The organism is Pseudomaricurvus alcaniphilus (assembly GCF_011440395.1).
GTDB classification, from domain to species: Bacteria; Pseudomonadota; Gammaproteobacteria; order Pseudomonadales; family Cellvibrionaceae; genus Pseudomaricurvus; species Pseudomaricurvus alcaniphilus.
Window position 1 is genome coordinate 66474 of record NZ_JAAOIX010000003.1, and the last position, 12945, is coordinate 79418.

The following is a 12945-nucleotide window of genomic DNA, read 5'->3' on the forward strand; positions in this document are numbered from 1 at the left end:
TTTGGGATTGGTTATAACACCAATGGTTACCGGTTGCATAGTATTGGTGTAAGCTGTCGCGACAGGGGGGTTCAATTTATCAATCATCGATCTGCAGGTCTGGTTCGGGCTGAATTCAGCCCTTAAAAGACGACTTGTCCATGAAAACGTATGCATGTAATTTAATTACACAAAATGTGGATTTGAGCTTCGGGTTGATGCAATATGCGTAATATAATTACATTTGTTGGAGGACGATACAAGGCATGAGCAATCTCAATAGCACGTTGGAGCAGGTGACAGCAGAGATAATTGCCCGCAGCAAGGCTGCCCGAGGCGATTACCTGGATCAGATAAGTGCCAATCAAAAGCAACAGCCGGAGCGCCAGCAACTCAGTTGCGGCAACCTGGCACACGGCTTTGCCGCCTGCGATGAAACGGACAAGGGCCGTATTCGCATGCTGAACGCTTCCAATATCGGCATTGTCACGGCCTACAACGATATGTTGTCCGCCCACCAGCCCTATGCCGATTACCCGGACAAGATCAAAGCCTATGTGCGGGAAATGGGTTGTACCGCCCAGGTGGCGGGTGGTGTGCCGGCCATGTGTGACGGCGTCACCCAGGGCATGCCGGGTATGGAGCTGAGCTTGTTCAGCCGCGATGCCATCGCCCAGGCCACTGCCATTTCCCTGTCCCACCAGATGTTCGACGGGGTCTTGTGCCTGGGGATCTGCGACAAGATCGTACCAGGGCTGCTGATCGGAGCCCTGCGCTTTGGTCATGTACCGGTGATGTTTGTGCCGGCCGGGCCCATGGCTACCGGTATGTCCAACAAGGAAAAGCACCGCATTCGCCAGCTCTATGCTGAGGGCAAGGTGGGTCGCGAGGAATTGCTGGAAGCCGAATCGGCCTCCTATCACAGCGCCGGTACCTGTACCTTCTACGGCACCGCCAACAGCAACCAGATGCTGATGGAAGCTATGGGCTTGCAGCTGCCCGGCGGCTCCTTTGTCAACCCGGATACCCCCTTGCGCGAGGCGCTCACCAAAGAGGCCGCCCAGCACATTACCCGTATTACCCGTCAATCTGGCGATCCGCGGCCACTGGGTGAAGTGGTCGATGAGCGCTCGGTCGTGAACGGTATCGTGGCCCTGTTGGCGTCCGGTGGTTCTACCAATCACGCCATTCACCTGGTGACTATCGCCCGGGCAGCCGGCGTGCTGATTAACTGGACCGACTTCAATACCCTGTCTGGCGCAGTACCGCTGCTGGCCAGGGTCTATCCCAACGGCCAGGCTGACATCAACCATTTCCACGCGGCCGGCGGTACCTCCTATTTATTCCAGGAGCTGATGAGCGCCGGTTTGATGCACGCCGACGCCCGCACCGTGTGGGGCAAGAGCATGGCCGACTTCACCGTTGAGCCCACCCTGCAAGACGACAAGCTGGTCTGGAAAACGGGTGTGAAAGAGAGTCTCGCCCCGGATGTTATTGCCCAGGTGGAGAAGCCGTTTGATAAAGAAGGGGGCTTGCGCCTGCTGCAGGGCAACCTCGGACGCGGGGTGATCAAGATTTCCGCGGTGGCGGAAGAGCACCGGGTGATTGAAGGTCCGGCTGTGGTGCTTGCCAGCCAGCATTCACTGCAGGAGAAATTTGATTCCGGTGAGCTCAACAAGGATTGTGTCGTAATCGTCCGCTTCCAGGGACCAAAGGCCAACGGTATGCCAGAGCTGCACAAGTTGACACCACTGCTGGGTGTGCTGCAGGATCGTGGTTTTAAGGTCGCCCTGGTGACCGATGGCCGCATGTCCGGCGCTTCGGGCAAGGTGCCGGCGGCAATTCATGTATCGCCGGAGGCCGCCGCGGGTGGCATTCTCAACAAGGTGCAAGACGGTGACTGGATTGTGCTGGACGGTAACAAGGGCACGCTGGAGTGTCGGGTCAGCGCCGAGGAATTGGCGGCCAGGCCGGCAGCACAACCAGAAGAGCAGAGCAGCCATGGCGTCGGCCGTGAATTGTTTACCAACTTCCGCCGTATCGTCTCTTCCGCTGAGCAGGGCGCAACCGTTCTGTTCGACTACGACGAGGCTTGAAGCATGAGTGTTCAGCCCTGGAACCTGGTCGCTGATATTGGCGGCACTAATGCGCGCTTTGGAGTGGAGGATTACGCCAGCAGCAAGCTGCAGGAGACCCGGCGTTATTCGGTGTCCGAGCATGCCGAATTCAGCGATGCCCTCAATCACTTCCTCAATGACGTCAAGGAAATGGGTGGCTGGGAAGCGCTGCCCCGGGCCGCTTGTTTCGCGGTTGCTTGCGCGGTGGAAAGCGATGTGGTCCAGTTTACCAACAGCCCCTGGACCATCGATCGACACAAGGTGTCCGAGCAGTTGAACTCGGCCAGGTTGAGCCTGGTGAATGACTTCGTCGCGGTGGGCCACGCGGTCACCGCCTTGAAACCGAAGGATTGGCACCAGATAGGTGGCGGCGCGCCGGTTACCGGTCGTCCCATCGCTATTCTCGGGCCCGGCACCGGCCTTGGTGTGTGTACCCTGGTGCCTATTGGCACCGGCTACAAGGTTATCGAAGGTGAGGGCGGGCACGTGGATTTCGCCCCCACCGACGCCCAGGAAATTGCGGTGTTTGAAATCCTTAACCGGCGCTTTGGCCGGGTTTCCGCCGAGCGTCTGTTGTCCGGGGCGGGCATACTCAATATCTACCAGGCCCTGGCGCAGCTGGCCAACCAGTCGCCGGTGCTCCAGGCACCGGCCGAAGTTACCGCGGCGGCCTTGGAAGGGGTTGATACCCTGGCATTGAAATCCTTGCAAATGTTTTGCCGGACACTCGGCGCCGTGGCGGGTAACCTGGCCCTGACCCTGGGTGCCAAGGGCGGCGTTTATATCGCCGGCGGCATCGTGCCGCGCTTTATCGACTTTCTGGAAGCCAGCGACTTCCGCCACGGATTTGAGAACAAGGGGCGTTTTCGCTCCTACCTGACCACAATACCAACCCGGGTAATCACCAAAGATGATCTTGGTCTTGCCGGTGCGGTTAAAAAACTAAGCATATCGGAGCTATAAATGAGCAGAACTTCTCGGGAAATATTGAAGCTGGCACCTGTGGTACCTGTGATTACCATTCGCGACATCAAGGACGCGGTACCCCTGGCCAAAGCCCTGGTTGCTGGCGGCATTCCGGTGCTGGAAGTGACCCTGCGTACACCCCAGGGGCTGGAGGCCATCCGCCTGATGAAGCAGGAAGTAGAGGGCGCCGTGGTCGGTGCCGGTACGATCGTCAATGAGCGCGACCTGGACAATGCCGTGGAAGCGGGTAGCGAGTTTATCATTACCCCCGGCTTGACCGACAACCTGTTGCGCGCTGGCATGAAGTGTGGTGTTACCTTCCTGCCTGGTATTGCTACCATCAGTGATTTGATGCGCTGCATGGAGCACGGCCTGGATACGCTCAAGTTTTTCCCGGCGGAAGCTGCAGGTGGGGCCAAGACCTTGAAAGCTTTTAGTGGCCCCTTCCCGGATATCCGCTTTTGCCCGACCGGCGGCATCGGCCTGAACAATATCGCCGATTACCTGGCTGTATCTTCGGTGCTCAGTGTCGGTGGCTCCTGGCTGACGCCCGATAACCTGATCAACGCTGGCGACTGGGCTGGAATAACCCGGTTGGCGAAAGAGGCAACGGAAAAAGTTGCCAGCATCAGATCAGCGACTTGATTGGCGGAGCCCAACATGAACAAAAATACTGACCTGGTTTTATTCGGGGCCAAGGGGGATCTCTCGGCCCGCAAGTTGTTTCCAGCACTGTATCACCTGCACTATTGCGGGCTGCTGGACAACGAGCTGCGTATCGTCGCCCTGGCTCGAGAAGATCTGACCACCGAGGCTTTCCTGGAGGAAATCAAGCCCAAGATGGCCTCCTATGTGAATAGCAAACGCTGGACTGAAAAGCACTGGGATAGTTTTGCCAAACGCTTTTTATACCTGAGTATGAATTTTGCCGAGGCGGATTCCTATGCCTCTCTCGCGGACGTGCTCGATGAGCAGCGCACCAGCATCTTTTACCTGGCGACGCCACCGCAACTGTTTGACAATATCTGTGAGCACCTCGGCAACAGCGGTTGCCTGACCAAGAGCAGCCGTATCGTGCTGGAAAAACCCATCGGTCACGACCTGCAGAGCTGTATCGAGGTCAACCAGACCGTGGCGAATTATTTCCAGGAAGAAAATATCTACCGCATCGACCACTACCTCGGCAAGGAAACTGTGCAGAACCTGCTGGTGCTGCGTTTTGCCAACCGCTTTATCAACACCCAGTGGGACCAGAGTTCCATCGACCACGTGCAGATCACCGTGGCGGAAACTGTGGGTATTGAAGGGCGCTGGTCCTATTACGACAAGGTCGGTCAGCTGCGGGACATGGTGCAAAACCACTTGATGCAGTTGTTGTGCCTGGTGGCGATGGAGCCGCCAAACTCAATGACTGCAGATGGCATTCGCGACGAAAAAGTGAAAATACTGCGGGCACTGCGCACCATCGATAGCTCCAGCGTGGCGGAACACGCGGTGCGCGGTCAATACTCGGACGGCTGGTATCGCGGCCAGGCAGTACCTGGCTACCTCGGTGAAGAGGGTTGCGAGCACACCCGCAGTGACACGGAAACCTTTGTTGCCATCAAGGCCCATGTGGACAACTGGCGCTGGGCAGGGGTACCGTTTTACCTGCGCACCGGCAAGCGCATGCATGAAAAAATTACTGAAATCGTTATTACCTTCAAGAGTCTGCCGCACAACATTTTTTCTTCCGGTGAGAATATTCCCAATCGCCTGGTGATTCGCCTGCAGCCTAACGAAGGTATTGAAATGCAGATGTCGTCCAAGCTGCACAGCTTGAAAGACAAGATGGCACTGGTAAAACAGAACCTGAACCTGGACTTTCTCGGCACCTCTGGCAATGACCGCATTCCCGACGCCTATGAACGACTGTTCCTGGATGCCATCAAAGGCGACCAGTCACTGTTTGTCGGCCGCGAAGAAGTGGAAGAGTCCTGGCGCTGGTGCGATGCCCTGATCAAGGCCTGGAATGAGCAGGCGCTGGAAGTGAAAAGTTACCACGCCGGTTCCTGGGGGCCGACCAAGGCCGACTTGTTGATCGAGCGCGACGGCAGGAGTTGGCATGAGTGATTTACTGGTGCGGGAATTTGATTCCCGAGCTGCGCTGGACCAGCAGTTGGCCAGTGAAGTCGCGGCCATTTTAACTAATGCTGTCGACGCACGGGGCAAGGCCAGCCTGGTGGTGTCCGGCGGTTCCACACCATTGAATTTTTTCCAGTTGCTGTCGCAGCAGGATTTGCCCTGGCAATACGTGACCATCACCCTTGCCGATGAGCGCTGGGTGGAGGCCGATCACGCCGATAGCAATCAGCGCCTGGTGCAGGAAAAGCTGTTGCTGAACAAGGCCGCCGCGGCCAGCTTTGTGGCGCTGAAAAATTCGGCAGTTAATGCCGAGGCCGGAGTGGAGCAGTGCGAACGGGATCTGGCGCCATTGGGAAAGTTTGACCTGGTTATTCTGGGTATGGGTGGAGATGGCCACACCGCGTCGCTGTTTCCCTGTTCACAGGAACTGCCACAGGGGCTGGATATGAAATCCGGCCGCACTTGTGTGGCGGTTCAGCCGACCACCGCACCGCACCAACGCATGAGCATGACGCTGCCGCGCCTGCTCGATGCGGCAGAGATTGTTGTGCATATCGCCGGGGCCGATAAAAAAGCGGTGCTGGAGCGAGCGTTGCGGGTGAAAGATCAGGCGCAATTACCCATCAGTGCGGTTCTGCAGCAGCAGCGCACGCCGGTATCGGTTTTTTGGGCTGAGTAGTTCTCTGGTGTGTTTTTCCCGGTTTGCGCGAGCCTATGCTGGCGTCAATTGGTGGTAGAGCTTTGCGCCTGTCAGGCAGGTGTTTCGACCGGCTGCAGCTTGTGCTGCAAACGGCGGTGCACCTGGCCATGGCGATAAACCGGTCCAGAATAATTAATTCAGTTTATGGGGCAGGGCACTGGATGTAATGGGTACTGGACGGCCTTCCCGGCTAGGGTTAATAGCTTCGGTGACAAATAAAAATGGATAGTATTGAAAAGCTCTTGTATCTGAGCGGGGTTTCCGCTGATTATCTGGATTATTCGGGTACTCATCACACAGTCCCTCGCAGCGATCGTGTCCGGGTGTTACGCGCTTGCGGCTACTCGGTAGACAGCAGTGAGGCCGTTGAACAAGCGGTTTATGAGCTGGATGCGAAACCCTGGGAATCCTGGCTGCGCCCGCAGTATATCGTCGTTGAGGGGGCGCTAGCGATTTCGTTCAGTTGCCCCCCGGACCGTCTTGACATGCCGTTCCGCTGGCAGGTGCACTGTGAGTCTGGCGAACAGTTGAGCGCCGAATTCTCACCCTCGGCCTGCCCGGAAACCGGCGACTACCACACCAACTCGCTGCGCTACAGCGCGCGCCAATTGCCCTTGCCGCAACATATACCCCTCGGCTACCACCGCCTCACCCTGGAGTGCGGCGCGCAGAGTCAGGACTGCGAGCTGATCGTCTGCCCGCCTCGCTGTCACGAGCCGCTCGCGGCTGACACCCGCCTCTGGGGGGTGACCTGCCAGCTTTACACCTTGCGCTCAGCGCGCAACTGGGGCGTCGGCGATTTCACTGACTTGATGGAACTGGTTGAGCTCTCCGCGGCCCAGGGCGCACATTTTATTGGCCTCAATCCGCTGCACGCCAGTTGCAGTGATTACCCGGAGCCGGTCAGCCCCTACAGTCCCTCTGATCGACGGTTTCTCAGCCCTTTGTATATCGATCCGGAAGCGGTACCGGACTTCAATAGCAGCAAACTGGTGCGCGAGCGGTTTACTGCTGCCGCTTGCCAGGCAGAACTGGCGCAGTTGCGACAGCAGGAGCTGGTGGATTACGCGGCGGTAAATACCCTCAAGTACCAGTTCTTTGAGCTGATGTACCAGGAGTTTTGCCAGCGCCACCTGGCGGGCAAGACAGAGAGAGCCCGGGACTTTGCCGATTTCGTGCAGCGCAAAGGTGAGCCGCTGCAGGATTTCAGCCGCTACGAAACCACTAGCAACAGTTACGCCAGTGCCGCAGTCAACGAACCTCGCTTTTACAGTTACCTGCAGTGGTTGGCGCATTCCCAGTTGCAGCAGTGCCAGCAGGACTCCCTGGCGGCGGGCATGCAGATCGGCCTGTTGGGTGATCTGGCAGTGGGCTCCGTGGGCAGGGGCTGTGAGGTGGTGGCCAACCCCGATTTATACCTGGCGGACGTCACCATTGGCGCGCCGCCGGACCCGCTGGCGGAAAGCGGGCAGGATTGGGGCTTGCCGGTGGTCAACCCGGTGACCTTGAAAGGCAGCGGCTTTCGCCATTTTATCTCCCTGCTGCGGGCCAATATGGAGAGCTGCGGCGCGCTGCGGATCGATCACGCCATGGCTCTGATGCGCCTTTGGTGGTGTTTGCCAGCCGATGAGCACGGACCAGCGACGGGGCTGTACATTTTTTACCCACTGCAGGATTTGTTAGCCCTGCTGCGGCTGGAGAGTGTGCGCAATCGCTGCCTGATCGTCGGTGAGGATTTGGGGGTAGTGCCTGCCGAATTTCGCACCGCCATGGCTGCCAGCGGTATCTACAGCAACAACCTGCTGTACTTTGAACAGCACAACAACCAGTATTTCAAACCCCCACGGGAACATCAGGCCGATGCACTGCTGATGGTGACCAATCACGACGTCTCGACGCTGGCCGATTGGTGGAACAAGACCGACCTGCAGCGGCGCTTCGAGCTCGGATTGCTGGGGGATGAAAACGATCTGCAGGCCCAATTGCAGTGGCGCGACCAGGAAAAACAAAAGATGTTGAATTGGCTGGCGGAGTCCGATTCCCTGCCAGAGAATCGTGGCGCCACTGAGCTGGAGCCAGTATTCGATTACCCCTTGTGCGAAGCCATTCATCACGTCTGTGCAATGGTCAATTCGCAGCTGTTATTACTGCAGTTGGAAGATTTACAACTGCTGCAATCGCCGGTCAATATTCCCGGCACCTACCGGGAGTACCCCAACTGGCAACGCAAGCAAACCAGTAACACCCGCGATATTTTTTCATTGACTCAGGCACAACAAATACTCCAACTAGTGAGTAAGGGAAGAAAATATGACAACCACTAAAAATACTAAAACAGATAAAAGCAGCAAAGCTGCGACTCCTGCCCAGACCGCCGAGACAACCCCCCAGGCGGCAGCGGCAGACAAAGCCAGTGCGGCCGGCAGTGTAAGCGCTGCAGAAAAAGTGACCGCCAGCAAGACAACCACGGCCAAGCCGAAGGCTGCGCGAGCGACCGCGAAAGCGAAAGCGCCAAAGAAAGCTGCTGCGAAACCGAAAGCGCCAAAGGCGGCTGCCACTGACTTACCGGCGGCTGCGGCGGCCAGCGCCGCGACCACCAAGGTCGAAGCGGCAGCAACCACTACGACGAGCAAAGCCGCGGCCAAACCCAAAGCGCCGAGAAAAACAGCGGCGAAAAAAGCACCCGCAGCCAAGGCTGCAGCGAGCAAAGCACCGGTAGCAAAAGCCGTCGAGAAAAACAGCCCCTTGCTGTCGGCGGCGGAGATTGGCGCTATTGTAAACGGCCAGTATGAAGACATTTTTGGCGTTCTGGGGATGCACGCTAGCAGGGCTGGCAAGGGCGTGGTTATCCGCGCTTTTATACCCGATGCCATGAGTGTGGATATCCTGGAGCGCAACGGCAACAAGGTTGCCGCGCTGAAAAAAATTGACGATGCAGGCCTGTTCGAGGCGTTGCTTGCCGAGCGCGAAGAACGCTTCGATTACACCCTGAGTATCAACCAGTCTGAGACTATCGAAGATCCCTACCGCTTTGGCAGTATCCTCAATGAGGGTGATGTCTACCTGTTTAACGAAGGCACCCACGAGCACAACTATCGCTGGATGGGCGCGCACGGGCGCACTATCGATGGCGTCAAGGGTGTCTGTTTTACCGTCTGGGCCCCTTCGGCCAAGCGCGTTTCCGTGGTTGGCGAGTTTAACGCGTGGGATGGCCGGCGCCATGTGATGCGCAAACACCCGGCCTCCGGAGTCTGGGAAATATTTATTCCCGCAGTGAGCCAGTACGCGCTGTACAAATACGAAATTATTGATGGCGGCGGTCACCTGTTGCCACTGAAGTCGGATCCTTACGCCCGTTCCATGCAGCACCCGCCGGAGACTGCGTCCCGGGTGGTGCTGGATGATAACTTCGGCTGGCAGGACAGCGACTGGATGACCTCGCGGGACAAGGTCGATCCCAGGTCAAAGCCCATCACCATCTATGAAATTCACGCAGGTTCCTGGCGCCGCAAGGCCGAGGAGGGCAACCGCTATCTCAGCTACCACGAGTTGGCTGACGAGTTGATTCCCTATGTGCTGGAAATGGGTTTCACCCACGTACAGTTGATGCCGGTCAGTGAGTTCCCGTTTGACGGTTCCTGGGGCTACCAGCCGGTGGGTATGTTTGCGCCGACAATTCGCTTTGGTACACCGGATGAGTTCCGCTATTTTGTCGATCGCTGTCACCAGCATAATATCGGCGTCCTGCTGGATTGGGTACCGGGACATTTCCCCACCGACCCCCATGGGTTGGGTCGATTCGATGGCACCTGCCTGTACGAGCATATGGACCTGCGCAAGGGCTTCCATCCGGACTGGAACACCCTGATTTACAACTACGGCCGCAAGGAAGTGATCAGCTATTTGCTCAGCAATGCCAACTACTGGCTGGAAGAGTTTCACATCGACGGCTTGCGGGTGGATGCGGTGGCTTCCATGCTGTACCTCGATTACAGCCGCAAAGACGGTGAGTGGATTCCCAATGAGCACGGTGGCCGGGAAAACCTGGAGGCGATTCGCTTCTTGCAAACGGTCAACGAGCGGGTCTGCAAGAATCACCCCGGTGTGCTGATGATCGCGGAAGAGTCCACGGCATGGCCGGGCGTATCCCGACCGGTAGATGGCGGCGGCCTCGGCTTCCACTTCAAGTGGAATATGGGCTGGATGAACGACAGTATCGATTATATGGAGCGCGATCCCATCTATCGCCAGCATCACCACAATGAAATGACGTTCAGTATTGTCTACGCCTGGGATGAGAATTTTGTTCTGTCCCTGAGTCACGACGAAGTAGTGCATGGCAAGGGCTCAATGCTGCACAAGATGCCGGGTGATGACTGGCAGCAGTTTGCCAACCTGCGGGCTTACTACGGCTTTATGTGGGGGCACCCGGGTAAGAAGCTGCTGTTTATGGGCTGTGAATTTGCCCAGCGGGGCGAGTGGAATCATGACTTCAGCCTCGACTGGCATCTGTTGAATGAAGACTGGCACCGGGGCATGCAAACCCTGGTCAAGGACTTGAACAAGGCCTACTGCACCATTCCGGCGCTGTATGAACAGGATTGTTCTCCCCAGGGCTTCCAGTGGTTGCAACTGGAGAATCGCGATCAGTCTATCTTTTCCTGGGTGAGAAAAAGCGAAAATGACAAAAGTGTGGTGGTTGTGATCTGTAACATGACACCGCAAACCCATTTTGGTTACAGGCTGGGTGTGCCCAAGGCGGGTTGGTACAGAGAATGCATCAACTCGGATGCCGGCGAATACGGTGGCAGTGGCCAGGGTAATGCCGGTGGTGCCAATGCAGTCGCTGAAGGCTATGAAGGCCAGCCGTGTTCCATGACCATAACGGTGCCGCCACTGGCGACCGTAATTTTTGAATATCAAGAGTGATTTGAATTTGAGCACAACGATGCGGATGGAAGCGGGTTCAGCAAATGGGCTGGGAGCCATTTACGATGGTGAGGGGACCAACTTTGCGCTTTTTTCGGCTCACGCCGAAGCCGTGGAGTTGTGTCTTTATGACAGTGCCGGGCAACAGGAGCTCGGCCGCTTCCTGTTGCCAGAGAAAACCCACGACGTCTGGCACGGCTATCTGCCCGGCGTCGGGCCGGGTACGACCTATGGCTATCGGGTTTACGGCCCGTTCGAGCCCCACGCGGGCCATCGTTTTAATCCCAATAAACTGTTGACCGATCCCTACGCCAGGGGTTTCCAGGGTGAGTTTAAATTACACCCCTCGAACTATGGCTATCGCGTCGACTCGGACGAGCAGGACCTGAGCCTGGACGTCAACGACAATGCCGCGTATATACCGAAGGCGGTGATTACCAGCCCTGGCAAACAGAGCTACTCCCATGTCAAGGCACTCACGCCCTGGCATCAAAGTGTCATCTATGAGGCCCACGTAAAGGGGTTCACTTGCCTTCACCCCGACGTTCCCGAATCCCTGCGCGGAACCTTTGCGGGTATGGCCCAGCCCCAGGTGATTGATTACCTCAAATCCCTGGGGGTGACGGCGGTGGAGCTGTTACCGGTGCACGCTTTTGTCGACGAGTATTTTCTGCAGGAAAAAGGTTTAACCAACTACTGGGGTTACAATACACTGAACTTCTTTAGCCCCCACGCCCCTTATTTGGGCGGTGCCGGGGCCGAGTCCTTCCGCGAGTTTGTCGACCGCTTTCACCAGGCCGGGCTGGAGGTGATCCTGGATGTGGTCTACAACCACAGTGCCGAGGGCAACCACCTGGGGCCAACCCTCAGCTATCGCGGCATTGATAACGCCTCCTACTACCGGCTTCTGCCCGGTGATCGGCGCTTTTACATCAACGATAGCGGCTGCGGTAACACCCTCAATGTCAACCACCCGCGGGTGATGCAGATGATTATGGACAGTCTGCGTTACTGGGCCGGGGAGATGGGGGTGGATGGTTTCCGCTTTGACCTGGCCGCGGCGCTGGGGCGTGAACCGCAGGGCTTTAACTCGCAGGGCACATTCTTTCAAATGATAGCCCAGGACCCGGTGCTTGCCGGTTGCAAGTTTATTGCCGAGCCCTGGGACCTGGGGCCCGGCGGCTATCAGCTGGGGCACTTCCCGCCCGGTTTTAGCGAGTGGAATGATCGCTACCGGGATACGGTCCGGCGCTTCTGGCGCGGTGATGACGGGCAACTGCCGGAATTAGCGCGACGCCTGCACGGCTCGGGGGATATATTTGAGCACAAAGGGCGCAGGCCCTATGCCAGTATTAACTTTATCACCAGTCACGACGGCTTCACCCTGCGTGACCTGGTGAGCTACAATGAGCGCCACAATGAAGACAACAAGGAAGATAACAACGATGGCCACCGCGGCAACCTCAGTTACAACCACGGCCATGAAGGCGTAACTACCGACCCCGAGATTGAAGAGCTGCGCTGGCGCCAACAACGCAATTTTATTGCCACCCTGATGATTTCCCAGGGCGTACCCATGCTGCTGGCGGGTGACGAATTCGGACGCACCCAGAACGGCAACAATAACGCCTATTGCCAGGATAACCCGATCAACTGGCTCGACTGGGGCAACCTGGATGATAACGCTCAGTCGCTGATTGCCTTTACGCGTAAAATGCTGCACCTGCGGCGCGTGTTTCCGGTGTTACAGGCGAATAAGTATCGCCACTTGCCGGATGATCCCCACGATGACAGTATTCAATGGATCAACAGCGACGGCAAGTTGATGCGCGAGGAGCACTGGCACGAGCGGGATTGTTCTACCCTGGGTTACCTGTTGACCGAAAAGGGCGAACATGCCGATGTGTTGCCACGTTATATGCTGATCCTGTTTCACTCTTCGGACTTACCCATTATCTTCAAATTGCCAAAACATCTCGGCAACAAATGGCGGCGGGTGATCAATACCGCAGCCAAGGATTTTCAGCAAGACAGGAGGGCGGTGGAGGTCCACCACAGTGTCACCCTGGCCCCGAAATCCGTCCAAATCCTTACTGCCGGCGAGGTGCCGGATTAAACTTCGATGTACAT

The 12945-nt window shown here is 57.2% G+C and carries 8 protein-coding genes; all 8 read left to right on the forward strand.

Going from position 1 to position 12945, the window contains the following annotated elements; translation table 11 throughout:
* Positions 1 to 245 precede the first annotated feature (245 nt).
* The 8 genes from edd to glgX all read left to right on the forward strand — a co-directional run bounded on the left by edd (position 246) and on the right by glgX (position 12931).
* Entirely contained in the window at positions 246 to 2075 is a 1830-nt protein-coding gene (gene edd / locus G8764_RS08725; protein WP_166164232.1) for a phosphogluconate dehydratase, read from the forward strand.
* 3 nt (positions 2076 to 2078) lie between these two features.
* Complete coding sequence (gene glk / locus G8764_RS08730) at positions 2079 to 3059, forward strand: glucokinase (protein WP_166164234.1); 981 nt, start codon at positions 2079 to 2081, stop codon at positions 3057 to 3059.
* Positions 3060 to 3707: a bifunctional 4-hydroxy-2-oxoglutarate aldolase/2-dehydro-3-deoxy-phosphogluconate aldolase gene (locus G8764_RS08735; protein ID WP_166164236.1), complete on the forward strand. Its 648-nt coding sequence runs from the start codon at positions 3060 to 3062 to the stop codon at positions 3705 to 3707. It begins immediately after the preceding gene.
* Between the two features lie 15 nt (positions 3708 to 3722).
* Entirely contained in the window at positions 3723 to 5174 is a 1452-nt protein-coding gene (zwf, locus tag G8764_RS08740; protein WP_166164238.1) for a glucose-6-phosphate dehydrogenase, read from the forward strand.
* The gene (gene pgl, locus G8764_RS08745) at positions 5167 to 5865 is read left to right on the forward strand and encodes a 6-phosphogluconolactonase (protein WP_166164240.1); all 699 of its coding nucleotides are present in this window, start codon (positions 5167 to 5169) and stop codon (positions 5863 to 5865) included. The genes zwf and pgl overlap by 8 nt, the downstream gene beginning before the upstream one ends.
* A gap of 242 nt (positions 5866 to 6107) precedes the next feature.
* A complete protein-coding gene (gene malQ / locus G8764_RS08750) occupies positions 6108 to 8210 on the forward strand; it encodes a 4-alpha-glucanotransferase (protein ID WP_166164242.1) in 2103 nt (700 codons plus the stop codon).
* Positions 8197 to 10815 carry a 1,4-alpha-glucan branching protein GlgB gene (glgB, locus tag G8764_RS08755; protein ID WP_243748692.1) on the forward strand — a complete coding sequence of 873 codons (2619 nt, stop codon included), beginning with the start codon at positions 8197 to 8199 and terminating at the stop codon, positions 10813 to 10815. The genes malQ and glgB overlap by 14 nt, the downstream gene beginning before the upstream one ends.
* Positions 10816 to 10822: 7 nt before the next feature.
* The gene (gene glgX, locus G8764_RS08760) at positions 10823 to 12931 is read left to right on the forward strand and encodes a glycogen debranching protein GlgX (RefSeq protein ID WP_207951793.1); all 2109 of its coding nucleotides are present in this window, start codon (positions 10823 to 10825) and stop codon (positions 12929 to 12931) included.
* Positions 12932 to 12945: the final 14 nt, after the last annotated feature.